This is a genomic window from Flavobacterium aurantiibacter, from assembly GCF_002251775.1.
GTDB classification, from domain to species: domain Bacteria; phylum Bacteroidota; class Bacteroidia; order Flavobacteriales; family Flavobacteriaceae; genus Flavobacterium; species Flavobacterium aurantiibacter.
On the sequence record NZ_NOXX01000200.1, the window covers coordinates 30,939 to 54,724 of the forward strand.

A 23,786-nucleotide genomic window follows, 5' to 3' on the forward strand; every position below is an offset into this window, starting at 1 on the left:
AAATGAAAGAAAATCTGACGCCTTTGAGTAAGCATATCAAAATAAAGCGAAAGCAAAACAGGTTGACGCAGCCCGAACTAGCGTTAAAAGCGGGAGTAGGCTTGCGTTTTGTGCGCGATTTAGAACAAGGAAAAACAACCTTACGAATAGATAAAGTGAACGACGTGTTGCGATTGTTCGGCGAAACCTTGGGTCCAGTTGCACTTGATCGCGATTTATTGTTGAAACAAGATGCATAGAAAAGCAAACATCTTTGTAAAAGGAGTTTATTGTGGCTACTTGCTTGAAAACGAGCGCGGCTACACGTTTGCTTATGATGCTTCTTACTTGACGAATCCGGCAGCAACGGCAGTAAGCGTGACTTTACCTTTACAAAAAGAACCATACAACAGCAAAACCTTATTCGCATTTTTTGACGGATTGATACCCGAAGGTTGGTTGCTTGATTTGGCAGAAAGAAACTGGAAAATAAATTACCGCGATCGGATGGGATTGCTTTTAGCGTGTTGCAAAGACAGCATTGGTGCAGTTAGCGTTTTAGAACATGAAGAACTATAAAAAGAAATATTTAGAGCGAAGTTCGGCAGCAGTAAATCTGGTGCAAGAACCGCCTGCTTTTTATGGAACGCGCTGTTTGCATTGTTACGAACCGCTAAACGAAGGCAACGCAACAGTACATCAAGCGTGCAATAAACGCTTTTACGGACAGTTAAAAACACCCGAATTGCACTATGGTTTAGCCGATTTACAAGAACTTGCCACACAAGTAATCCAAAGTCAGATGGCTGTTACCGGAGTTCAAGCTAAAGTATCGTTGAGTTTGTATCGAAAAGCCTCGAAAAATCTAACTAAAAAGTTAACAATCGTTGGTTTGTACGGTGATTATATACTTAAACCACCGTCGGAGTTTTACCCGCAACTGCCCGAGTTGGAAAGCGTAAGTATGCACATGGCGCAGGTTTGTGGTTTGCAAGTGGTTCCGCACAGCTTGTTGTATTTGCAAGATGGCACGTTGTGTTACATCACGAAACGCGTTGATCGATCCCGAAACGAAAAGTTGCATATGGAAGATATGTGCCAGCTTAGCGAGCGACTTACCGAGGACAAGTACAAAGGGAGTCATGAACAAGTTGCAAAGTTAATCTTGAAGCACTCGAGTTCGCCGCTGTTGGATGTAGGTAATTTCTTTGAGCTGGTTTTGTTTAGTTTTTTTACCGGGAACGCCGATATGCATTTGAAAAACTTTTCGCTGCTCGAGAAGCCTGGGCATGGTTTAGTGCTTGCTCCGGCCTACGATTTAGTTCCAACGGCTTTGGTAAATCCGGTTGATACCGAAGAGTTGGCACTGACCTTAAACGCGAAAAAGCGAAAATTAGCCTACAAAGATTTTTGTGCCGCGTTTGAAAATTGCGGATTGAGTAAACGATACTTAGACAATACCTTAGACTTGTTTGTGTACGCAAAACCCGAAATGCTCGACGTATTGAAAAAGAGTTTTGTATCAGCCGAATACCAGCAACGTTATCGGGCGTTGATCGATAGTAGATACAAGCAATTGGGTTTGGTTTAAAAAAAGATTTGCAAGTGGTGAAAAAACCCAAAAAATTTGCCGAAATATCACAATAAGTTGTGAATAGTTCAAGCAAAAAGCCCGTAATTAATGAATATATTTGCACGATTTTCGGTAACGATTTTTCGCGTTAAGGATTACCTTGCGGTCAATTCGGCTGTAGCCTCGGGTGAAGCGGCAGCCCCCGATGAAAGAGGGGCTATAGCGGAAAGCCTGACGGCGCGGACGCACAAACATCTTCCGACGCACTAATTTCGCGCCGGAACGCCCAAAAAAGAAAGAAAAAGCAAATGAAGAACATCAGAAATTTTTGCATTATCGCGCATATCGATCACGGTAAAAGTACTTTAGCCGACCGGCTGCTGAGTGCTACGCAAACAGTTTCGGCACGAGAAGAGAAAGCGCAGTTGTTAGACAATATGGATTTGGAGCGCGAGCGCGGGATTACCATTAAGAGTCACGCGATTCAAATGGAATATACCTACAAGGGCGAGAAATACATCTTGAATTTAATTGATACACCGGGACACGTAGATTTTTCCTACGAAGTATCGCGTTCGATTGCCGCTTGCGAAGGCGCTTTACTTATTGTAGATGCCGCGCAAAGCATTCAGGCACAAACCATTTCGAACCTGTATCTCGCCTTGGAAAACGACTTGGAAATTATTCCGGTTTTGAACAAAATTGATTTACCGAGTGCGAATCCCGAAGAAGTTAGCGATGATATTGTTGACTTGCTAGGTTGTAAGCACGACGAAATTATTCCTGCCTCCGGAAAAACCGGTTTGGGCGTAGAACAAATTTTAGCAGCCATCATCGAGCGCATTCCGCCGCCGAAAGGAGCTGAAGATGAGCCATTACAGGCGTTAATTTTCGATTCGCACTACAATCCGTTTCGCGGTATTGAAGTTATTTTCCGCGTGAATAACGGCGTTATCAAGAAAGGCCAGAAGATTAAATTCATGGCCACGGGCAAGGAATATTTTGCCGATGAGGTTGGAACGCTTAAACTCAACCAAGTTCCGAAACAGCAAATTGGCGCCGGCGATGTGGGCTATTTGATTTCGGGAATTAAGGAAGCGAAAGAAGTAAAAGTAGGTGATACAATTACCGATGCTTTGAACCCAACTCAGGAAATGATTACCGGTTTTGAAGATGTAAAGCCGATGGTTTTCGCCGGAATTTATCCGGTTGAAACTGAAGATTACGAAGATTTGCGCGCCAGTATGGAAAAGCTGCAACTAAACGATGCTTCGCTGGTATTTCAGGCGGAGAGTTCGGCTGCACTTGGCTTCGGATTCCGTTGCGGGTTTTTGGGTATGTTGCACATGGAAATCATCCAAGAACGTTTAGAGCGCGAGTTTAACCAAACGGTTATTACTACAGTACCTAACGTAAGTTATTACGCATACACCAAGAAAGATCCGGATGCGGCATTTATCGTAAATAATCCGAGTGATTTGCCCGAGCCGTCGCGCTTGGATCGAGTTGAAGAGCCATACATTAAAGCAACGGTGATTACCAAAAGCGATTTCGTAGGCCAGGTAATGAGTTTGTGTATTGAAAAACGCGGACAAATTACCAACCAAACCTATTTGACTCCGGAGCGTGTTGAATTAAATTTCGATATGCCCTTGGCGGAGATTGTTTTCGATTTTTACGATCGTTTAAAGACCGTTTCAAAAGGGTACGCTTCGTTTGATTACCATCCGATTGGTATGCGACAGTCGCGTTTAGTGCGATTAGACGTATTGCTAAACGGACAAAATGTCGATGCACTTTCGGCCTTAATTCACGAAGACAACGCGTACAACATAGGTAAAAAAATGTGTGAGAAGTTGCGCGAATTGATTCCGCGTCAGCAGTTTGATATTCCGATTCAGGCGGCTATTGGGGCGAAGATTATTGCACGCGAAACTATTAAAGCACTGAGAAAAGACGTAACGGCAAAATGTTACGGTGGCGATATTTCGCGTAAACGTAAACTGTTAGAGAAGCAAAAAGCAGGTAAAAAACGCATGAGACAAGTTGGTAATGTAGAGATTCCGCAATCGGCGTTTATGGCAGTTTTGAAACTGAACGATTAGATTTTAACTGTGTTAGAAAATAAAAACCGCCTCAATATTGAGGCGGTTTTTTAGTTTCGAAGATTTTATTTTACAAGCCTTTTCGGTTGTCGGTTGAATTGACATCGATAAGTTTATTGTACGGATCGATACCCACCTCTGTTGGTTTTTCATTGACGATAATCGACACGGTATTTGAAATTTTATCGACCTTCACTTTTTTCAAGTATAACGCCTTTTCTTTCTGTGTTTTATCCTTTCCGAAAATTCCGAGTTCGATGTAATCGGCGAGAGGTGCCGAAGTTACTTTCTTGCCTCTAACTGTACCTGTAATACTCTTGCCGGCTTTGTTGGTAAAACGCTCTTTACCGTTCCCATCGGCATATTGCTTAGTTACCGAGAAGTTAATAGTAACGCGGTATTTGCCATTTTTCAAGTCTTCAACTTTTGCGTTTTCCAAACTGTTCGAATACGTTGTAATTTCTCGGAACATATCGTTGATTAGATATTTCAACGAATCGGGTGTAATGGAATCGATTTCTTCTACAAACTCAACGGCTGTGGTGTAGGGCGCTTCTTGATACGCTTTCTTTTGTATGAAGCTTTTAAGTGCGGCATTAAATTTTGCTTCGCCGATGTAATCGCTTAAAGCATAAAGGACTAACGAGCCTTTGTTGTAATGAATGTATTGTTGGTTTTCATTGAACATAAGTGGTTGTTCCTTTTTAGATTCAAACGCGCGTCCTTGCAAATAGCTGTCAAGTGCTTCTTTTAGGAATTTACGCATTTGTCCTTTACCGTATTGGTGTTCGAGAACTTTTAGCGAGCTGTATTCTGAAAGCGATTCAGAAAGTACCGTTGCACCTTGCACATTTGCACCAATTACCTGATGTGCCCACCATTGGTGCGCAACCTCGTGAGCCGTAATGGCAAACGGATAATCTACCGCATTTTCGTCGGTATCATCTACATCGGCAACAAAGCCTAGGCCTTCGGAAAACGGAATGGTATTCGCAAACGATTGTGCAAATCCGCCTGAAGTTTCAGGAAATTCGATGATGCGTACTTGTTTGTGTTGGTACGGAGAAAAGTTTGCTGAGTAGTAATCGAGCCCCTTTTTGATTCCTTTTACCATGCGATCTAGATTGTACGTATGGTCTTTGTGGTAGTAAATTTCGATGTTTACGTTGTTCCATTTGTCGCGAAGCACTTCGTATCTGCCGGAATTAAATGCGTAGAAATTCAGCATTTTTTGATCCATTTTATAATGGAAGTAATTGCGTCCTTTTTCTTTCCATTGCTTTTGAAGGTAACCGGGTGCGATCGCAATTTGGTCGCCGGCGGTACCTATAGTTGCTTGGAATCGAATCCAGTCGCTATCCGATGAAATGTAGGTATTTTGCCGTGCTTTCATGTCGTAGGGCGAAGGCATACGGTCTTTCGGCGGCAAGTTGTATTTTTTACGCAGATCGTTGTCGGTGATTTCGCCACCGTCGTTGTAGCCAAAGCTTGGGAACATGCCGTTGTTGATGAACGTTCCGTTGTACAAAATCGGCGAGTCGGAATTGAATAGGGTATTCGGCTTGTTTTTCATCGTAAATTCAAACAGCAGTGAATCGCCTGGAGCTAGTGCTTTTTCCAGTTTCAGAATATCGAAATTCAGTACGGTATCGATAGAAATTTTCTGCCATTTTTCCGCGGAAGTGTACGTGGTTCCCTTTTGATAGTTAATTATAAGTGTATCGATAGGCTGACCCGATTTATTTTTCAGGTAATATTTCCCTTTCGCTACGAAATCGCGAGTTTCTGGATAAATTTCCAAGTTTACATTCACTTCAACGATTCGGGGTTGTTGGGTGTTTTCGTATTTCTTGTACTTTTTTTCCCATAATACTGCTTCTTTTTCGAATTCGAGGGCTGTTTTTCGCTTCTCTCGGATGTTGTTTTCATAGTATATTTTACCTCCTAGGCCAATAAAACTAAAGAATAACAGCGAACAAGCAACGGCAATCGGTTTGGTAAACGTTCGTTTAAAGTTTTGCAAACGCTCTTTTGCATTTGAAGATATACCGCGGCGGTACAAACCAAATCCGATAAGTAGCAAAACGCTGCCGAGCAGTAGCCAGTACACTTTATATAAAAAGTAGGGAGGTAAGGTGGCGCCGTAGCCATCGAGATTGGAGTATGCGTAGCCAGGATCTTCGTTAAAGAGGAAAATGATTTGTTCGACACCCATACTCGGCAGAAAAGTAAGTACGATCGAAGTTGCGAGTAAGATAAAGAACCCGATCAAGTAGTTTCGAACCCAACTTTGAACGAAAAGTGCAAGGCAAGCCCAAATAATTAGGTTGATCCAAACGATTCCATACAGGTGAAAAAAGTACTTGTCGAGTTCGAAATCGGTAAAGCCGTTTATGGCTTGATAGCCTACTCCTGCAATAATTACTGAAAATAGCACAGCAGCTTGCATAAGAATTAAGGCCAAGAATTTTGGAGCAACCAAGGCAAAGTTCGACGTTGGAGTACTGTCAACCAATAAATTCATGCGCGAAATAGTACCTCGGTGAATCAACAAGCCAGCGAATAAAAACGTTAATGCGTTGATAAATAAATTAACGACGTTTGCGCCCGACAATAAAGTTGAGGTTAACGGCAGCGTTTTGGTACCGAAAATAACACCTAGTGTAAAGAACACCAAGAATAGAAATAAAACGGCTACGAAGAAGATCACGATAAACAACCAGTTTTTTAAGATGTAACGCAGCTCGAATCCGGTGAAGTGCAGGATGTTGTTCAATGTGGTTTTTGCTGAGAAATCGAGTGTAACTTCGGGTAAGTTTACGCGTAATATTGCACTGAAATTCTCTTTGGTGAAACGCTCACTCTTTTTAGATTTGAAAAGCGTAATGCCGTTTTGGGAGAATGAAAAAGCGCGGTAAATTAAACCTAGAATTAGCAAACTAATTCCCAACCACAGCAAACGATTGTAGATGATGTATCCCTCGAAAGGAAGTGCAAGGTTGTTTCGTTCATAAACGGTCCAATATTGTGTGTAATACGAAAGCGCTTCGTAACCAAACGGATCCAGATATGCGGCAATAGCTCGGTTTTCGGCATCGCTGGCGTACGATTGTACCACACTTTGCCCAATAATTAGAATAAGTACCGTTAGAAATCCGACTGAGGCATTACGAGTAATGGTTACAACTACAAATACGATAACTCCGTAAAAAAACATGTTGGGAAGCACAAAATACAAGTAAGCTTGCCAATACGCATCGAAGCGTTGTGGACCGAGTAAATCGGGGTTCGCAAAAGGAAGAATTGTTGCTAAGTAGATGCCAATTCCAATAAATAAGGTAATGATTATAGAAATGGTAAAGCCCGACAAGAACTTTCCGAAGAAGTATGCCGGTTTTTCAAACGGGTAGCTGTACATAACGGGGTGTACGTTGTAGCGGTAATCGCGGTAAATAACGGTACCGATAATTCCCGGAAGTAAGAAGTAAATAAACGTTGAGAGTCCGTTTATAGCGCTATTGATTGCCAAAGGGGAATTAGCAAATTGGTTGCTGGTAGTAGTGCTGCTAAGCGCATCGAAATACCCTAACGAATCGGCCATTAAGAAAAAGGCGAAAAGAAAGAATATGGCGCTGTACACATAAACTTCAAAGCTGCGAAAGAAGCGTTTGAGTTCGAACGTATAAATAGTTTTAAACATCATGCTTTGTCGTTTTTAAGAGCAGTGAAATACACGTCTTCGAGTTGTGCTTTCGCAGTTTCAAATCCGTTACCCGGATTTTCGTCGGCGTAAATTCGAATGAAAAATTCGTTGTCTTCGTTAAAACTAGACGACAAAACCTGGTACTGTTTATCGTATTCTTCGAATTTCTCACGGTCAATTTTCTTGTTCCAAATTTTGCCTTGAAGGTCGGTCGTTGCTTGTTTTGGTGTTTTGTGTTGTAAAATTCGTCCGCCGTTAAGAATAGCCATGTCGGTACAGAGTTCTTTTACATCATCGACGATGTGCGTTGAAAAAATTACCGTATTGTTGGTTCCGATTTCGCGAAGTACGTTTAAGAAGCGGTTGCGTTCGGCGGGATCGAGTCCGGCTGTGGGCTCGTCGACGATAATTAGCCGCGGCTTATTAAGCAACAATTGTGCAATTCCGAAGCGCTGTTTCATACCGCCCGAATAACCGCTAACACTTTTGTTGCGCACTTCGTACAAATTAGTAACACGCAGCACTTCGGTTACAATATCTTCTCGTTCTTTAGTATTGGAAACGCCTTTGAGACGCGCAAAGTAGTCGAGTAAATTTTTGGCAGAGATGTTTGGATACACACCAAATTCTTGCGGTAAATAACCCAGAACGCGGCGCAAGCCCATTTTGTCTTGTAAAACATTGATGTCGCCAAAAGTGATTTCGCCTTCGTCGGGATGTTGCAGCGTAGCGATGGTACGCATAAGCGATGATTTTCCGGCACCATTTGGGCCGAGCAAGCCAAACATGCCCGTTCCGATGGTAAGATCAAGATGGTCGAGTGCTTTCACCCCATTGGGATATGTTTTTGTGAGGTTTTTGATGGTTAATGTCATGTTTTGTGATTTTTTGAATTGGACGAACTTTGCGTCGAGTTGTTACGTTGCCAAATGTTTAAAGTTGTGCTTAATAATACTAGTTGGTCTAAATGTAGAATTCTTTTTTGGTTTTCACCAACGTTATTTTGTTTTGGGCGTTCCGGCGGCTAAAATCGCAACGCTTCGCAAATGCACAATCCGTACGGTCGCCGTCAGGCTGTTCGTTCCCTCGATAGCTATCGGGTTTTTTTGCGGCTTAAATGCCACCACAAAAAAGGCTTTCCGCTGCCATCCTTTCCGCGAAAAATTAGTGCTAATGAACGTGCTTGGAATACGATTGTTGCCGAAGTTAGCAGATTTGAAAGCGGCTACTCGTATCCGAATTTTTTAAAACACAAATTTGTTCCAGCGACCAACGCTTGTTTGCACTTTTTTTGTGCACATTTTTGCACAAGGGGTTGCAGCGGAAAGCCGTGCCGAGCGAAAACCTGTGCAGCCTGCTGCGGTGCGGCGACCAACGGAAGCCGTGCCGCAGTTTGGCGGAACGGTTTTGGAACGGTGCGCCTTGCAGCGAAAAACCCGACCTGCCGCGTTATTGTATTTCCACGAAATTTTTGCGGCGGGATGTGCCCAAAAAACAGGAATCGACACTTTTACTAGGCAAATAACGCTGTTGGTTTGTGTACCTTTGCTGAAAATTTTAGCGCATGTTAGAAGATAAGAATCAGCCGCGAACACCGTTGGCGCAGCTGTGCGAATTTGGATTGATAGCACGTATTTCGGAAGGATTTCCGTTAAAAAATGGCAGTTCGAAATTGGGTATTGGCGACGATGCTGCCGTGTTGCAACAATCGGAAGAAAATACGCTCATAACGAAAGAGTTGCTTATAGAAGGCGTGCATTTTGACCTTAGTTTTATGCCGTTAAAACACTTGGGTTATAAAACGGTTGTGGTAGGCATTTCGGACTTATGCGCCATGAACGTAAAGCCCGAACAAATTTTGATTTCGATAGCGGTAAGCAATCGCTTTACACTAGAGGCTATTGATGAATTTTACAGCGGAGTTCAGTTGGCTTGTGCGCGTTTTGGCGTTGATTTAGTGGGAGGCGATACTTCGAGTTCGGTAACGGGATTAATTATCGCGGTAACGGCTGTGGCGCAGGCAAAAGAGTCGGAAGTAGTTTTGCGAAGTACAGCAAAAGAAACTGATTTACTCGTAGTTACGGGCGATATTGGTGCGGCGTATATGGGCTTGCAAGTTTTGGAACGCGAAAAGCAAGTTTTTTTAGCAAACCCGAACAATCAGCCTGATTTAACACCGTACACGTATTTAATTGAGCGGCAGTTAAAACCGGAAGCGCGCACCGATATAAAAACTTTGTTGGAGCAGTTAGAGGTAAAGCCTACGGCTATGATTGATGTTTCAGACGGTTTGGTTTCGGAAGTTTTGCATTTGTGCCGTGCGGCCGATTTAGGTTGCCGAGTTTACGAAGAGAAATTGCCTTTAGATCCGCAGTTGATTTCGTGCTGCGAGGAGTTTAATATAGATTCGACCACTGTGGCATTGAACGGAGGAGAAGATTACGAGTTGTTGTTTACGATTTCGTTGAGTGATTTTGATAAGATTAAGGGCAATCCGAATTTAACGCTAATCGGACACATGGTTTCGGCTGCATCGGGAAAAGAGTTGATTACGCGAGCGGGAACCAGTGTAGCGTTGACGGCACGGGGATTTACGGCTTCGTAGTGTCGTTTTCTTCAATAATTTTTATGACGCTTTCGCTGTAGTAGTTATTGTTTTGCAGAATTTGTTCGAAAGCGTTGAGCAATTCTTCGAAGGTGAGGTCGTTTTTAATGATGAGACCGGCGGGATTTACCTGATCGATTACTTCTTGAAAACGCACTTTTTCGGTGTGCATGGTTAGCAAAACGACTTTGCAGGCGGGCATTTTTTCTTTGAGGATATTGGCGAGGTCGAGTCCGGAATAGACGTGATGTTCGGGGCTTGGAGGTATGCTGATATCGAGAAAAGCAACGTCGAAATTGCTGTTGTTTTTGATGGCGAGGTAGGCTTCTCGGGCATCGGCGGCTTCGGTGTGGGTCACGGAATATTCGTCGGGGCGAAAACGATCGACGGTATTTTTATACGCACTGAGTATAAAAGGGTGATCGTCAACCATAAAAAGACGAATATGTTTTTTCATTTGTAGGTTTATTTTAGGCGTATGAAGTTAAGGGAAATTTGAATAAAAAGGTAGTCCCCCTGTTTTTTTCTGAATAAATTTCCATTGAGGCTTTACTTTGTTTTACGCGAAGGTCGATGTTTTTAAGGCCGATACCTTTTTTTTCTTTGTTGGCGTTAAACCCGATTCCGTTATCAATTACTTGTAGGTGCAGTTGGTTTTCGAGTTGAGTGATATTGAAATGGGCTTCTGTTGCTTGTGCGTGTTTGTTGATGTTTTGCAAGCATTCTTGTACGATGCGGTACAGGTTGATTTTAGTCAGGTTATCGATTTCTTGCCATTTGATGTTATCGGTTATATCGAGCGTAATGCTTGCGCTTGCGATAAGTTTTTGTTTTTCGAAGTAATCGTTTAGTACGAGTACGAAGTTATTAACGACGGCCGCTTTTTCTTGGCTTAGGTCGTGAGAGATTTCGCGGATTTCTTGTTCGATTTTCTTGAGTTCTTCGATGAATTGTACGCGTTCTTCGGCTGCTTTTTCGGTATTTTTTTCGTTGAGTAGTCCGAGATTGAGTCGGGTTCCGAAGAGTTTTCCGAGTACGCCGTCGTGGAGTTCCCGGGCGATGTTTCGTTTTTCAGTTTGTCGAACGGCTTCCATTTTGCTTTGTTGGGAGAGCATGAGTTCGTAAATTTCTTCGTTGGCTTTTTGTTGTTGTTGAATGAGAATAAGTTCTCGGTTTTTAGCCATTTGTATCCGAATGATGAACACGAAAGCTCCAATGGTTAAGAGTGCCAGAGTAATGTAAATAATGGATTTTCGTTGTTCTATCAGGCTGTTTTTTTCTACGATAAGTTCGTCGGTTTCGTATTCGATACGGGCAAGTTTGTTTCGAATTCGGCGCTCGGCAACCTGAAGGGAGTCGCTTATTCTAATATATTCTTCTGCGTATTTTGATGCGTTGGCGCGATCGACTTTGATGAGTTGTTTGAGGGCTTTAACGTTAAATTGTGGAGATTTAATGGAGTTGGCTAGACTTTTGGAATCTGAAGCATACTTTTTTGCTAATGATACATTCTTCATGATATCATAGATCTCACTTAGGGCTAGTGAAGCAGCCAGCATACCTAATTTGTCATCAGATGACTTGTGTTCATTTAAATTTTTAAGGAGTAATTTCTCGCTATTTATATAGTTGCCGAGTTCACTATCAGTATTCGCCAAATTAAATATTACTGATAAATAAAGTTCTCTAGCATCAATTTCGAGATTTGGGAATGCTAGAATTTTCAAAAAAAATTTTTTCGCTTCGGTATTTCTTTTATTCTTTTGAAGAACAAATCCAATGTTGTTAAGCGACGTAAATTTGAGAAATGGTGATTCTTCTGACAGTTGTTTTTTGGCAATATTTAGTGCTGAATTGTGTGAAGATAGTGAAGTTTCGGTTTCGCCTAAGTTCTGATTGATTATTCCAAGTAAGTTAAAAGCATTATACTTAAGTTCTGAATTATTACTTCCACGAAGAAATTTGAGAGCATTTATGGTAGCTTTTTCGGCGCCAACATAGTCACTTTCATTTAAATGTAAAACGGCTCTGTTTAATAATAGTGCGCTAGTGTTCTCTGAGTCTTTAAGTTTTCTGTAGATTTGTTCGCTTTTAAAATAGTAGTTGTAAGCTTTGTCTATTATTAGACCTTTTGAATAGTAGTCTCCAATAAATAAATATGACTTAGCTAAATTTAAACTGTCTTTAAGTTCAATGCTTTTTTTTACTGCTCTTTCCGAGGATTTAAGAAAATCCTCCATTAAGTTTGTGTTGTAAAATCTCGAAGCAACTTTAAACTCTAGCTTTAAAGACAAACTGTCGGTTGGCAAAATTTTGATTATAGAATCAGCCTTCAATAAATACTTCCGGTGTGTTTTTGAAGTATCTGAAATTTGGTCTGCTGCTTCGATTAGTTCCAGGGACATTTCAGCTCTGTTGTTTTCTGTATCTGATTTATCGCAAGAGTAAATCAAAAAAACAAATATGGAACTTAGCTGTAAGAGAATTCGTGGCATAAAAAAACCGCTTAGAAGCGGTTTAAAGATATATATTATGGAGAATTTTACTCTAATTTTCTTTTCCCCGTAGGATTAATTACTTCCCCACCTCCTGTTTTAGTCTTCAACTCCGCCAAAATCTGTCCATTATTCTTTGGCTCGCTTACATTTGCCTTTCCGTTATATGATACTAAACCTACTAATGCTACTACTGCTACTACTACTAAGATGGCTAACTTTTTCATAATGTCTTAAATTGGGGTTATTTTTGTAATTTTGTTTGCTTTATTATGTACCAAAAAGTACATCTGCATTAGAATTACAAAAACTTTTACAACCTTTAGGTTGTAAGTAGAAAAACAAATTTTCTAATCGGCAGTTTTTGATTAGCCAATTAAAAATTTTAACATTTCTGCCGCGATTTTTAACGATTTTCGCCTTTTTTATTGCGTTTTACAAGGACAAAATGATCTCAACTAGTCGGTCGAGATTGTTTTTATAAGACTTTGATACGGGTAGTTGCAACTTACTTCCCTTTAAATAACAAATGTTGTTTGCTACATGAATTCGGGTGATGTACTGTGCGTTTACTATATAGCTGTTATGAATCCGCACAAATTGAGGCGGTAAGGTTCTTTCGAAATGTTTTAGAGTTTTAAAAGCAGCAATCTTCTCCCCGCTAGTCAGATATAAATCGGTCGAGTTGTTATCAGCTTTAGCATATAATAAGTCAGCTATTTTGATAAATCGGTAATCGCCGTACGATTTCAGAAAGAGGGTATTCGAAGTAAACTCTGCCTTTAACTGTAGTTTCGAAATGAATTTCAACAGCTCTGTAGTGTCTACGGGCTTTAGTAGATAATCGACAACTCCTTCTTTAATTGCTCGATAAGCAAATTCTTGAGTTTCACTAAGCACAACAATTTTCGGAATCGGGATTTGGTTGCGTCGTAGTTCTGCTGTCAGAAACCACTCCGTCTGATTGCTATCCAAAGCGGCGGGCAACCCCAAGAATATAATGTCTGGCTTATTTTCTAAAAGTATAGGAATCGCTTTTTCTACCTCAACAAAAGAGCCAAGAAATAAGAAGTCGCCCTGCTCATCAAGGATATCGTGTATCCGAATAGCAGTTTTAACATCATTCTCTATGATTACATAGCTTATCCGCATTAGGCAGTTCTTCCCGATTCTAAGGGATAAAGGTCAGAAATTTTTGAACTTTGGTATATTTTTTTAGAGCTTATTTCAAGTGCACTTAAGTAGTTTCCAAAACCGGCTCCTGTGTCTATATTCCAAACATTGGCAAAGTTCATTGGCTTGTTAGCGCCAATTTGCGTAACTGGAGTATGGCCGATGTAAATTTCTTGATATAGCTTTAGTCGTTTGGGATATCTGTTTGATTCAATCGCTAAAGTAGTATCCATACTAAGAGCAAGCTCCCATAATGTGCGATCCCAGGCAAATGGTCTCGAATCTATTTCGTACTGTACTCCTTTTAAATTAGTAAAACCGGCGTGAACAAATAATTTATTGTTTTCTAGGTAATAGGGTTTTAGACGCTCCAAGAAATCGCGGTGTCTCAGTTTGGTACTAGCATTTGTATTTTGATATGCTTGTACTGTACTCAATCCGCCGTGTTGCAACCAAAGAGGATTTTCAGCGCCTTTATTAAGCCAATTTAACAAGAGTTCGTCGTGATTACCTTTAAGAAAAACACAGGGTTGCTCGCGTTCAAGTTGAATTAAATAATCGAGTACAGCAGGCGAATCGCTATATCCATCGACGTAGTCTCCTAGAAAAATCAAAGTGTCTTGTTCCTGAAGATTTAGCTGTTGTAGCAGTTCTTCAAGTGCTCTTAACGCGCCATGAATATCGCCTATGACAAATGTTTGCAATGATTTTTGATGATTTTTGTAAAAATATGAAGATTTACGGAAAAACCGTAATCGAGAAATTCTGCAGTTGCTTAATTTCGAGCTGAAATGAGAAGATTATACCATTATATAGCCGTTTTAGTAATTGTTACAGTAATTGCAGCTTCATGGATTTACTTTTTTACTGAAGACAAGGATCAAGCGTTGTCTTTAGAGGATTGCCAACCTAGAAGCTACGATATGTTTTTAGACGGTTTAATAGCCTGTGATCCGAGAGATAGAGTAAAGGCTTTTGAACTGAGTACAGTATTAAAGAACCTGAACTACAGCGATACTTGTAATTTAAGGCGACACAAGAAAATATCGAATTATTTTCGTAATCAAAATGACATGCGATCGTTTAACATCATTTTGAACGATGTAAAAGACGCAGTACATAGATCAAATGACGGTACTTTTCTAGGTAAATGGTATTCAGATAAATGTGAATATTTTTTAATGATAGGAAGAGCTGACATTGCCTACAAATATCTTGAAAAAGCTAAGCAGTATAGAGGATTTTTAGTAAAAACCTCTTATGAATATGATATTTTAAATCAAGAAATTTCGATATTAGAGTATTTTTCTCAAAATGTACTAGCGGAGAAAAAAACAATTGATCTCTTAAAGAAAACTATTAACGAGGGCGATCCAATGGTGGCGCAATTGAGTTTGCGATTAGCTAATATTTACAGTAGCACCAAAAGATATGAATTATCAGAGGAATACTATAAAAATGCAATTAAGGCTGCAGGGGATAGAACGGATTATTCGAAAGATCTATTAATCTTAACAGCTAAAAACAACTATGCAATAAGTCACTATGCGCAAAGTAGATTTACTGAAGCTTATAATCTTCTAAAGGATGTAAGGAAGGACTATATTGATTTAAGTTTAGCTGATTCAGAAATCCAATTTAAAAAAATTTTAGCGAACTACTTTTTAGCCAAATCACACGTTTCACCGAACGCAAAAGATTTAAAGTCGCTCGACTCTATTTGTATTATTTCAAAAAGAACTAGAGATTTTAATACATTAATGCAAGCAGAATTCGCTTATGCGATGTATTTACATAACTTAAGACGAGACACAGTAAAAGTCAAAGATCTGTTTTGCAGCACGATTGAGTTGTCAAGAAAATACTCAACTCCAAGTGTAGAACTAGATTATCTTCAAAAATTCCTAAAATTATTTCCAAACGAAGACCTCAAGTATTATCAAAGAGTTTTATCCTTAAAAGATAGTATTTATTTAAAGCAACAAAATTCCTTTGATAAGTTTGCGCGGCTCGAGTATGAAGTAGATCGATATCAGAAAGAAGCAGAGGAGGCAAATTTATTGTCCAGGCGTATTTTGATTTATAGCGGTCTCTTTACAGTTTTTTTAATTGTATTATTTTTTAGAAATCAAATTTTATTCTTTGTAAAGTACAGGGTTTTAAAGTTACCCCTCCCCAAATTCGACCCACGAAAAAACCGACCCAAAGGAACTCACGTGCACATTGGTGTACATTCAGGAGTGACTATTGAACGGAGCAGAATCGCGCGGGAGCTGCATGATAATGTTTTAGGAAAAATGACGGGTCTCAAACTTGCGTTACTGAAATTTAGTCCCTCAGTTCCCGAAGATAAACGAGCCAAATATGTCAAGAAAGTAAAAAGTCTCGATGTACTCAACTCCGAAATTAGAAGATCAACCTCCGATCAATTCCGAGAATTATCGGAAGCGTATGGAGAAATATCTACAGTGTTGCACCGCTTTATTGAGGAATTTTCAGAAGATGTCGATTTCAACATCAAACTGCACATCGACGATGAGGTTAATCTCGACGCACTTAACCCATTAGTTAAAGTGCATACCTACAGAATCGTGCAAGAACTGCTCACGAATACGTTAAAATACGCTGAAGCCTCCTGCGTGCGACTCTCGCTAGAAGCGACCGAAGATCAAAAATTTATTTTTTCTTATGGCGACGACGGCAAAGGCTTCGATTTTCCCAAAATACCAAAACCCAATAAAGGCTTATCAAATGTCCTTGTACGGGGTAACGAAATTTCTGCTACATTTGAGATCAATACCGGAATGGGTAAAGGTTTTCATTTGAGAATGGTGGTACCTGATGCATTTATTAACCAAAACCAAACAACAATCAACCATGAACATCAAGATTTTATTTATTGACGATCATCCTTTGCAAGTTGAAGGATGTAAAGTTGCTTTGCAATCCAATCCGTATGGTTACGAAGTGACTTTTGATGCTGCTTACGATTTGACATCAGCTTACAAAATTGTAAATGATGAAAAACGAATTTCCGACTATGGTATCGTTTTTGTAGATAAACGAATGCCCGCCGCACCTAATCTGGGTCTTGAAGACGGAACCGACCTCATCGAAATCATTCAGAAAAAAGCTATTTCAACCAAAATAGCTGTGTTAACTACACATACCGAATATCTGATTTTGTTTCAACTAACAAAAAAATACGATCTCAATGGATTGTTGGTTAAAAGCGACGTAAACTCAACAACGCTCGCCTTAGCCGTTCACGAAATGATGCAAGACAAGCAGTTCTTTACACGTACAGCAATCGAATGCATGAAGGATATGGCCGAGAGAGAACACGTGCTCGACTTTTACAACCGAAGAATTATCTTTTATCTAAGCCAAGGTATACGTACTAAAAACTTAGCTGAACTCATGAACGTTTCTCAATCGACTATCGAAAAACGAAAAGCGCAAATTCGCGATTACCTCTGCATTAAAAAAGGTGGCGACCCGGAATTAGTAGCCGAGTCAAGACGACTAGGTTTGGTATAAATGAAAATCCCCGTTAGCACTTACTAACGGGGATTTTTTATAAAAACTTGAAAAGAAAACAAATTTTAGCTGCCGCACATTTCGCAATCATCCGGTTCGGCATTTCTAGCACGTTCAATCATTGCTTTAAATTCATCGGCGGCAATACTTTCAGATGCACCTCCTGATGCTATTTCGGCCGTAACAGCAATTGGTTCTGCTTTTTTGTCGTTGTTAAGCGTAAATTTAATAGCATCTACAGCCGCCTTGGTACGTAAATAATACATTCCCGTTTTCAAGCCCGATTGCCAAGCGTAAAAATGCATAGACGTTAATTTAGCATACGTAGCATCTTGCATAAATAAATTCAAGGATTGCGACTGATCGATAAAATATCCGCGGTGTCTCGACATATCGATTATGTCTTTCATAGACATTTCCCAAACCGTTTTATACAGATCTTTTAAGTCTTGCGGGAGACGATCGATGTGTTGCACCGAACCGTTGTGACGCATAATTTCCTGCTTCAATTCTTCGTTCCAAAGACCGCGTTTTACTAAATCTTCCAACAAGTGCTTGTTAACAACAATAAACTCGCCAGACAACACGCGACGTGTATAAATATTCGATGTGTAAGGTTCAAACGCTTCGTTATTTCCAAGAATTTGCGAAGTAGACGCCGTTGGCATTGGTGCAACTAATAAGGAATTGCGCACGCCATGTTCAATAACTTCCTTACGCAGCGATTCCCAATCCCAGCGACCCGATAAGTCGGTATCTTTCAAGCCCCACAGATTGTACTGAAATTCACCTTGAGAAATCGGAGAACCCGCAAACGTTTCGTACGGACCTTCTTCTTTCGCCAATTCCATAGAAGCCGTAACCGCAGCAAAATAGAGCGTTTCGAAAATTTCTTGGTTGAGTTTCTTCGCCTCGTCGCTGGTAAACGGCAAACGCAATAAAATAAAAGCGTCGGCCAAACCTTGTACTCCTAGACCAACAGGTCGGTGGCGCATGTTTGAATTTTCTGCTTCCGGAACCGGGTAGTAATTTCTATCAATTACTTTGTTGAGGTTTCGCGTTACTCGTTTCGTTACTTTATAGAGCAATTCATGATTAAAAGTACCGTTCTCAACAAACATCGGTAATGAAATCGAAGCTAAATTACACACCGCAATCTCGTCTTCTGCAGTGTATTCCATGATTTCCGTGCACAAATTCGATGAACGAATGGTACCGAGATTTTTCTGGTTCGACTTTCTATTGGCCGCATCCTTGTACAACATGTAAGGCGTTCCCGTTTCTATCTGCGACTCAAGGATTTTCTCCCACAACTCACGGGCTTTTATTGTTTTGCGGCCTTTGCCTTCTGCTTCGTATTTGGTATACAAGGCGTCAAACTCTTCGCCGAATATGTCGTATAATCCTGGGCATTCGTTCGGACACATTAACGTCCAAGTGCTGTCTTCTTGCACGCGTTTCATAAACAAGTCGGGCGTCCACATCGCAAAAAATAAGTCGCGCGCACGCATTTCTTCTTTACCGGTATTTTTCTTTAAGTCTAAGAAATCGAACACATCCGCATGCCAAGGTTCTAAGTAAATTGCAAAACTACCTTTGCGTTTTCCTCCGCCTTGATCTACGTAACGCGCTGTGTCATTGAAAACGCGTAACATCGGTACAATTCCGTTTGACGTACCGTTTGTGCCTCGAATGTAAGAGCCTGTTGCACGCACATTGTGAATAGATAAACCAATTCCTCCTGCCGATTGAGAAATCTTAGCGGTTTGTTTCAATGTGTCGTAAATGCCGTCAATACTGTCGTCTTTCATAGTTAATAGAAAGCACGACGACATTTGAGGTTTGGGTGTTCCTGCGTTGAATAAAGTAGGCGTTGCGTGAGTGAAGAATTTCTTCGACATCAAATCGTAAGTTTCAATCACCGATTGTAAGTCGTCGAGGTGAATTCCGACAGCAACTCGCATGAGCATGTGCTGCGGGCGTTCAACGATTTTTCCATTGATTTTTAGCAAGTACGAACGCTCCAAAGTTTTAAAACCGAAGTAGTCGTAATTAAAATCGCGGGTATAAATCACGTGAGAATTCAGAAATTCTGCATTTTCCATGATCACACGATGTACATCATCAGCAATCAGCGGCGACGGTTTTCCCGTGCGCGGATTTACGTAATGATACATTTCGTTCATGGTTTCTGAGAACGATTTTTTAGTGTTGGAATGAAGGTTTGATATCGCTACACGAGCCGCAAGTTGTGCGTAATCCGGATGTGATACCGTCATTGATGCGGCAGTTTCTGCAGCTAAATTATCGAGTTCCGAGGTGCTTACGCCATCGTACAAACCTTCGATAACGCGCATAGCAACTTTAACAGGATCAACTAATTCGTTTAAACCGTAACAAAGTTTTTTAATTCTTTCGGTGATTTTATCGAACATCACCGGTTCACGATGACCGTCTCGCTTTATTACATACATAGGATAACAGTTTTTTAGACCGGTTTTTGCCGACCTAGGGTTGTATTGGTTTGAGCTATTGAGTAGTTGCGCTTAGGCAACAGTTTTTAAAAATCGGCGTCGAATGAAATTTTTTGTGCTTCGGTTTCTTTCGACATAACTCCGGCTTTTTGATACTCGGCCACTTTCTTTTCGAAGAAGTTGGTTTTTCCTTGTAGGGAAATCATATCCATAAAGTCGAACGGATTTGAAGTGTTGTAAACACGTTCGCACCCTAAATCTACCAGCAAACGGTCGGCAACAAATTCCAAATATTGCGTCATCAATCCGGCATTCATGCCAATTAAGCTAACCGGCAACGATTCAGTAACAAATTCTCTTTCGATATCTAATGCTTCAACAATAATTTCTTTGATTCGAGATTTAGAAACCTTGTTAATTAAGTGATGATTGTGAAGATGAACGGCAAAATTACAGTGAACACCTTCGTCGCGAGAAATCAATTCGTTTGAAAAAGTAAGCCCCGGCATGAGTCCGCGTTTTTTGAGCCAGTAAATAGAACAAAACGCGCCAGAAAAGAAAATACCTTCCACAGCAGCAAATGCAATTAGGCGCTCCGCAAAAGAGTCTGATTTAATCCAGCGCAAAGCCCACTGCGCTTTTTTGCGAATAGCGGGAAATACCTCGATGGCGTTGAAAAGCTGGTTTTTCTCGTACTCATCTTTAACATAGGTATCAATCAACAACGAATACGTTTCACTGTGAATGTTCTCCATCATGATCTGAAATCCGTAGAAAAATTTCGCTTCTGGATATTGCACTTCATTCACAAAATTCTCAGCTAGATTTTCATTCACAATACCGTCGGAAGCAGCAAAAAAAGCAAGAATGTGCTTAATAAAGTACTTCTCATCTTCGTTCAGTTTATTGTTCCAATCGTTGAGGTCTTGAGACAAATCAATTTCTTCGGCAGTCCAAAAGCTTGCCTCCATTTTCTTATACCAGTCCCAAATATCGTGGTGTTTGATTGGAAAAATAACAAATCGATTCTTGTTTTCTTGCAAAATAGGCTCCATATCTTTTAGCTTTCTATACCTTTTTCGGGCAAAATTTTGAGTTGAATGATTCAAAAGTTGAGTTACAAAGATTGTCATTTACAGCGTCTGAAAAAAGCCAAACTTATCCACAAACAGCTGTAGTTTTTAACAAGAGGCTTTCGCCGAAAGGGAGGAAGTGGCAAAAATTAACAACCTGTTTGTTAGGGGTTTGCGCGTTAAAAATCTGACTTCAGCGAGTTGCTTTCAGAAAATCCAGACTCTTTTTTCAATAGCAAAGCAAAAGCTGATTACTTATTTTTTCAAGTATTCTTCGGCAATTTTTTCCAGCTCCAAATACCAGTTTTCGCCAAATCTGCGAATCAAGGCTTCTTTTACAAATTTGTATACCGGAACTTTTAATTCAGCACCTAGTTCGCAAGCCGGATCGCAAATTTCCCATTCGTCGTAGTTTACAGCCGAGAATTCGGAAAAATCTTTAACACGAATAGGGTAGAGGTGACAAGAAACGGGTTTTTTCCACGAAATTAAACCTTGATTGTAAGCTTGTTCGATGCCACAAAGCGCCGTTTCCCCATCGAAAATCACGTAAGCGCAGTCTTTTTCATCGATTAGTGGAGTTTCTAAAGTTCCGTCGGTTCCCAGAGTTGATGTCCCCAACGATTCAATTGCCACAATTCCTTCCGGACGCAAAAGATTTTTGACTTTTGGATAGACGTTTTTCAAAATTTCAACTTCTTCCGCCAAAAGCGGCGCACCAGCATCGCCATCAACACAGCAAGCACCTTTGCATGCCGATAAGTTGCAAACAAAATCTCTTTCTAAAATGCGTTCGCTAACAATTGTTTTTCCGAGTTGGAACATCAGATTTTTATTTCACTGCAACTATTCTTATGTATTTGTTGCCCGTTCTTCGTTTGCAAAAGTAGTACTTACCTAGTGCTTAACAAGCTTGTTGCAAAAAATCTGTTTTGTTTGAACTTGATTTCTAAAATGTCGGAATCCTTTTTTTAAAGAAATTTATTGTGAATTTCTGTAAATGAATAAATCGCAGAGTTTGTCTCTTTTGCTTCGTTTCGATTTTATTTTTTATACGTATAAGCGCTTTTTTCTGCCTATTTTTTAACAAATGCTTAATTTTTAACAGTTGTATACGTCGTAACTTTGCGCAAAAAATAGGGCTATGTTGGATATTAGAGAGATTTTAACGGTCGGAATGGTACTTTTCGCCGTCATTGATGTGGTGGGTACTGTACCCGTTATTGTCGATTTACGGGCTAAACACGGACATATCGAGTCCGAAAAAGCGTCGATTGTCGCATGCTTGATTATGATTACCTTTTTATTTGTCGGAGAAGAGTTGCTCAATTTCATAGGAATTGACGTGAATTCCTTTGCTGTAGCTGGTTCTTTTGTGTTGTTTTTCTTGGCTTTGGAAATGATTTTAGGAATCCGTATCTACCGCGACGAAGAGTCGTCATCGGCATCCATAGTTCCGATTGCGTTTCCGCTGATTGCAGGGGCAGGAACCATGACAACCTTACTTTCATTGCGTGCACAATACGCAACACTTAATATTATCATTGCCATTTTACTTAATATCGTTGTTGTTTATATCGTTCTGAAATCTAGTAGTAAAATCGAGCGCTTACTCGGAAAAAACGGCTTAGGTGTGGTTCGCAAAACTTTTGGAGTGGTGCTACTTGCAATTGCTGTTAAATTATTCGCCGCTAATGTTAAAGGACTATTTCTGTAACAAATGGATTTGGTATTTTCGCCCTCTGAAATTGATTAATGATGAAAGTTTTTATCAACGTTTTGATTGTAATAGCTGTAGCTTTAATTGCAGTTAATATTTCATTACTTGACTTGAAAAATCCCTTTTCGGGAGACAGCGCTATCGGCATTATTGGTATAGCTGCTTCCATATGCGCGGTCTTAATTTTGGTGATTTTTAGAATGTCTAAAAACATCGAAGAAAGATCAAAAGAATAGAAATGATTTACGACGTAGCAATTATTGGCGGTGGAGTAGCTGGTGTTTCCTGTGCACTCGTACTCGGTTCAGCTCTTGAAAAACCCTTTGCACAAGATAAAAAAGTGGCCATTTTTACGCACCAAAAGGCCTCGTCTTTGCAAAATGGCTTGTACAACAACGCCTACGGAATCCCTCCTGGAACAACTGGGCAAGAATTGATGCGCTCCTCGCTCGAACACCTTTCAACACAATATCCAAAAGTGACGCAAATTGCCGATCAAAAGATATTGGCACTTTCTAAATCTAGCGATGGATATTTTGTAATCCAATCGGCCGATGAGATTTTTGAAGCCCGCCAAGTGGTGGTTGCTGTTGGTTCGGCCTCCGCTTTTATTATTGCGGGTTTGGAAGATTATGTGATACCGCACCCGAAAGCCAAAGCAGAAAAGCGAAGAATTGCCCTTAAGAATCAAGATCACTGGGTCGCCGAAGGCCTTTACGTAGCCGGTACTTTAGCTGGTCACCGAAGCCAGCTGAGCATTGCTGCAGGAAGTGGTGCCTCAGTAGCAACCGACATTGCTAGTATCTGGAATGACAATCAGCCCACGCAAATACACGACAGTGTTCCACAGAGTGTTTAGTTTTTTAGCCCAGGGTCGTAACGAGTTTTGTCTTCGAGCGAATGTTGAGGCTAATTAGTTTTTAGGGAAGCTAGCCCCGATAGCTATAGGGATAGTTCCGATAGCTATCGGAATTGTGATTTTCACCACTTAACGATTCATTTTCCCAACCGAACCGACCATCGTCGGTGCCTGAGCTTTTCGAAGGCTGAGCGAAGAGATTTTTTAGTATCAAGATTTGAGTATTAAAACTTCGTGACGTTCAACATTTTAAGTATCATGTTTCCACCCGAACCCACGTTTCGTTGGTGCCTGAGCCTATAGAAGGTAGCGTGTCAACGGCTGCGCCGAGTACTTTGTGAAGAACTTTGTGGAACTTTGCGCTCCTCAAATCTTTTCATCTCGAAATTTCGAAATCTCAAAATTTTATCAAAAATGCGGTTTTTCCGTAAAATTTATTTCCGGGAATTTTGTACGTGGGAATCGCTCCCCATCCCACCCGCCCCCA

Annotated in this window: 20 protein-coding genes; 10 read left to right on the plus strand and 10 right to left on the minus strand. The window is 40.5% G+C overall.

From position 1 onward, the window contains the following. Positions 1-2: 2 nt before the first annotated feature. The 4 genes from CHX27_RS09350 (at position 3) to lepA (ending at position 3,657) form a co-directional block, all read left to right on the plus strand. On the plus strand, positions 3-239 hold the full coding sequence (locus CHX27_RS09350; protein WP_094486509.1) for a type II toxin-antitoxin system Y4mF family antitoxin: 237 nt from the start codon (positions 3-5) through the stop codon (positions 237-239). After that, positions 232-558 carry a HipA N-terminal domain-containing protein gene (locus tag CHX27_RS09355; RefSeq protein WP_094486510.1) on the plus strand — a complete coding sequence of 109 codons (327 nt, stop codon included), beginning with the start codon at positions 232-234 and terminating at the stop codon, positions 556-558. The genes CHX27_RS09350 and CHX27_RS09355 overlap by 8 nt, the downstream gene beginning before the upstream one ends. Further along, on the plus strand, positions 545-1,570 hold the full coding sequence (locus CHX27_RS09360) for a HipA domain-containing protein (protein ID WP_094486511.1): 1,026 nt from the start codon (positions 545-547) through the stop codon (positions 1,568-1,570). Before CHX27_RS09355 ends, CHX27_RS09360 begins: the two co-directional genes overlap by 14 nt. Before the next feature lie 290 nt (positions 1,571-1,860). Then, positions 1,861-3,657 carry a translation elongation factor 4 gene (gene lepA / locus CHX27_RS09365; RefSeq protein WP_094486512.1) on the plus strand — a complete coding sequence of 599 codons (1,797 nt, stop codon included), beginning with the start codon at positions 1,861-1,863 and terminating at the stop codon, positions 3,655-3,657. Positions 3,658-3,727: 70 nt separating this feature from the next. On the opposite strand, the gene CHX27_RS09370 is transcribed toward lepA, so the two are convergent. Next, positions 3,728-7,360, minus strand: a complete 3,633-nt coding sequence (locus tag CHX27_RS09370) for a M1 family aminopeptidase (RefSeq protein WP_449403964.1) — start codon at positions 7,358-7,360, stop codon at positions 3,728-3,730. Further along, complete coding sequence (locus tag CHX27_RS09375) at positions 7,357-8,235, minus strand: ABC transporter ATP-binding protein (RefSeq protein ID WP_094486514.1); 879 nt, start codon at positions 8,233-8,235, stop codon at positions 7,357-7,359. Before CHX27_RS09375 ends, CHX27_RS09370 begins: the two co-directional genes overlap by 4 nt. 689 nt (positions 8,236-8,924) lie before the next feature. Here CHX27_RS09375 and thiL point away from each other — a divergent pair. Continuing rightward, positions 8,925-9,965, plus strand: coding sequence for a thiamine-phosphate kinase (gene thiL, locus CHX27_RS09390; protein ID WP_094486517.1), 1,041 nt, complete (start codon positions 8,925-8,927; stop codon positions 9,963-9,965). Here thiL and CHX27_RS09395 read toward each other — a convergent pair. The 5 genes from CHX27_RS09395 to CHX27_RS09415 form a co-directional block, all read right to left on the minus strand. Continuing rightward, positions 9,952-10,422 (minus strand): response regulator, encoded by a 471-nt coding sequence (locus tag CHX27_RS09395; protein ID WP_094486518.1) that lies wholly within the window; start codon positions 10,420-10,422, stop codon positions 9,952-9,954. The two genes, thiL and CHX27_RS09395, sit on opposite strands and share 14 nt — an antisense overlap. A 13-nt stretch (positions 10,423-10,435) precedes the next feature. Then, positions 10,436-12,370, minus strand: a complete 1,935-nt coding sequence (locus tag CHX27_RS09400; protein WP_165764483.1) for a tetratricopeptide repeat-containing sensor histidine kinase — start codon at positions 12,368-12,370, stop codon at positions 10,436-10,438. A 137-nt stretch (positions 12,371-12,507) separates the two neighbouring features. Continuing rightward, positions 12,508-12,687 carry a hypothetical protein gene (locus CHX27_RS09405; protein ID WP_094486520.1) on the minus strand — a complete coding sequence of 60 codons (180 nt, stop codon included), beginning with the start codon at positions 12,685-12,687 and terminating at the stop codon, positions 12,508-12,510. 208 nt (positions 12,688-12,895) lie between these two features. Continuing rightward, on the minus strand, positions 12,896-13,612 hold the full coding sequence (locus CHX27_RS09410) for a LytR/AlgR family response regulator transcription factor (RefSeq protein WP_094486521.1): 717 nt from the start codon (positions 13,610-13,612) through the stop codon (positions 12,896-12,898). After that, positions 13,612-14,337 (minus strand): metallophosphoesterase, encoded by a 726-nt coding sequence (locus tag CHX27_RS09415; RefSeq protein ID WP_094486522.1) that lies wholly within the window; start codon positions 14,335-14,337, stop codon positions 13,612-13,614. Before CHX27_RS09415 ends, CHX27_RS09410 begins: the two co-directional genes overlap by 1 nt. An 87-nt stretch (positions 14,338-14,424) precedes the next feature. Here CHX27_RS09415 and CHX27_RS09420 point away from each other — a divergent pair, with 87 nt between their 5' ends. Both CHX27_RS09420 and CHX27_RS09425 read left to right on the plus strand, forming a co-directional pair. Continuing rightward, positions 14,425-16,536 (plus strand): ATP-binding protein, encoded by a 2,112-nt coding sequence (locus CHX27_RS09420; protein ID WP_094486523.1) that lies wholly within the window; start codon positions 14,425-14,427, stop codon positions 16,534-16,536. After that, the gene (locus CHX27_RS09425) at positions 16,511-17,173 is read left to right on the plus strand and encodes a DNA-binding response regulator (RefSeq protein WP_165764484.1); all 663 of its coding nucleotides are present in this window, start codon (positions 16,511-16,513) and stop codon (positions 17,171-17,173) included. Before CHX27_RS09420 ends, CHX27_RS09425 begins: the two co-directional genes overlap by 26 nt. 65 nt (positions 17,174-17,238) lie before the next feature. Here CHX27_RS09425 and CHX27_RS09430 read toward each other — a convergent pair whose 3' ends face one another. From CHX27_RS09430 to CHX27_RS09440, 3 genes are all read right to left on the minus strand, one after another. Next, complete coding sequence (locus CHX27_RS09430; RefSeq protein WP_094486525.1) at positions 17,239-19,647, minus strand: ribonucleoside-diphosphate reductase subunit alpha; 2,409 nt, start codon at positions 19,645-19,647, stop codon at positions 17,239-17,241. 86 nt (positions 19,648-19,733) lie between these two features. Continuing rightward, a complete protein-coding gene (locus tag CHX27_RS09435; RefSeq protein WP_165764485.1) occupies positions 19,734-20,702 on the minus strand; it encodes a ribonucleotide-diphosphate reductase subunit beta in 969 nt (322 codons plus the stop codon). A gap of 273 nt (positions 20,703-20,975) precedes the next feature. Beyond that, positions 20,976-21,545, minus strand: a complete 570-nt coding sequence (locus tag CHX27_RS09440) for a DUF3109 family protein (RefSeq protein WP_094486527.1) — start codon at positions 21,543-21,545, stop codon at positions 20,976-20,978. Between the two features lie 319 nt (positions 21,546-21,864). Between CHX27_RS09440 and CHX27_RS09445 the strand changes: the two genes are divergently transcribed. Genes CHX27_RS09445 through CHX27_RS09455 form a run of 3 tightly spaced genes read left to right on the plus strand, consistent with a single transcriptional unit; the run spans position 21,865 to position 23,299 of the window. Further along, a complete protein-coding gene (locus CHX27_RS09445) occupies positions 21,865-22,437 on the plus strand; it encodes a MarC family protein (RefSeq protein WP_094486528.1) in 573 nt (190 codons plus the stop codon). A 38-nt stretch (positions 22,438-22,475) separates the two neighbouring features. Beyond that, positions 22,476-22,676 (plus strand): hypothetical protein, encoded by a 201-nt coding sequence (locus CHX27_RS09450; protein ID WP_394335692.1) that lies wholly within the window; start codon positions 22,476-22,478, stop codon positions 22,674-22,676. 2 nt (positions 22,677-22,678) lie between these two features. After that, positions 22,679-23,299, plus strand: coding sequence for an FAD-dependent oxidoreductase (locus tag CHX27_RS09455; protein ID WP_165764486.1), 621 nt, complete (start codon positions 22,679-22,681; stop codon positions 23,297-23,299). Positions 23,300-23,786 lie beyond the last annotated feature (487 nt).

Coding starts and splice junctions, on each gene's coding strand:
- CHX27_RS09350 (WP_094486509.1), top strand. CDS start 3: ATGAAAGAAAATCTGACGCCTTTGAGTAAGCATATCAAAATAAAGCGA.
- CHX27_RS09355 (WP_094486510.1), top strand. CDS start 232: ATGCATAGAAAAGCAAACATCTTTGTAAAAGGAGTTTATTGTGGCTAC.
- CHX27_RS09360 (WP_094486511.1), top strand. CDS start 545: ATGAAGAACTATAAAAAGAAATATTTAGAGCGAAGTTCGGCAGCAGTA.
- lepA (WP_094486512.1), top strand. CDS start 1,861: ATGAAGAACATCAGAAATTTTTGCATTATCGCGCATATCGATCACGGT.
- CHX27_RS09370 (WP_449403964.1), bottom strand. CDS start 7,360: ATGATGTTTAAAACTATTTATACGTTCGAACTCAAACGCTTCTTTCGC.
- CHX27_RS09375 (WP_094486514.1), bottom strand. CDS start 8,235: ATGACATTAACCATCAAAAACCTCACAAAAACATATCCCAATGGGGTG.
- thiL (WP_094486517.1), top strand. CDS start 8,925: ATGTTAGAAGATAAGAATCAGCCGCGAACACCGTTGGCGCAGCTGTGC.
- CHX27_RS09395 (WP_094486518.1), bottom strand. CDS start 10,422: ATGAAAAAACATATTCGTCTTTTTATGGTTGACGATCACCCTTTTATA.
- CHX27_RS09400 (WP_165764483.1), bottom strand. CDS start 12,370: ATGTCCCTGGAACTAATCGAAGCAGCAGACCAAATTTCAGATACTTCA.
- CHX27_RS09405 (WP_094486520.1), bottom strand. CDS start 12,687: ATGAAAAAGTTAGCCATCTTAGTAGTAGTAGCAGTAGTAGCATTAGTA.
- CHX27_RS09410 (WP_094486521.1), bottom strand. CDS start 13,612: ATGCGGATAAGCTATGTAATCATAGAGAATGATGTTAAAACTGCTATT.
- CHX27_RS09420 (WP_094486523.1), top strand. CDS start 14,425: ATGAGAAGATTATACCATTATATAGCCGTTTTAGTAATTGTTACAGTA.
- CHX27_RS09425 (WP_165764484.1), top strand. CDS start 16,511: ATGAACATCAAGATTTTATTTATTGACGATCATCCTTTGCAAGTTGAA.
- CHX27_RS09430 (WP_094486525.1), bottom strand. CDS start 19,647: ATGTATGTAATAAAGCGAGACGGTCATCGTGAACCGGTGATGTTCGAT.
- CHX27_RS09435 (WP_165764485.1), bottom strand. CDS start 20,702: ATGGAGCCTATTTTGCAAGAAAACAAGAATCGATTTGTTATTTTTCCA.
- CHX27_RS09440 (WP_094486527.1), bottom strand. CDS start 21,545: ATGTTCCAACTCGGAAAAACAATTGTTAGCGAACGCATTTTAGAAAGA.
- CHX27_RS09445 (WP_094486528.1), top strand. CDS start 21,865: ATGTTGGATATTAGAGAGATTTTAACGGTCGGAATGGTACTTTTCGCC.
- CHX27_RS09450 (WP_394335692.1), top strand. CDS start 22,476: ATGATGAAAGTTTTTATCAACGTTTTGATTGTAATAGCTGTAGCTTTA.
- CHX27_RS09455 (WP_165764486.1), top strand. CDS start 22,679: ATGATTTACGACGTAGCAATTATTGGCGGTGGAGTAGCTGGTGTTTCC.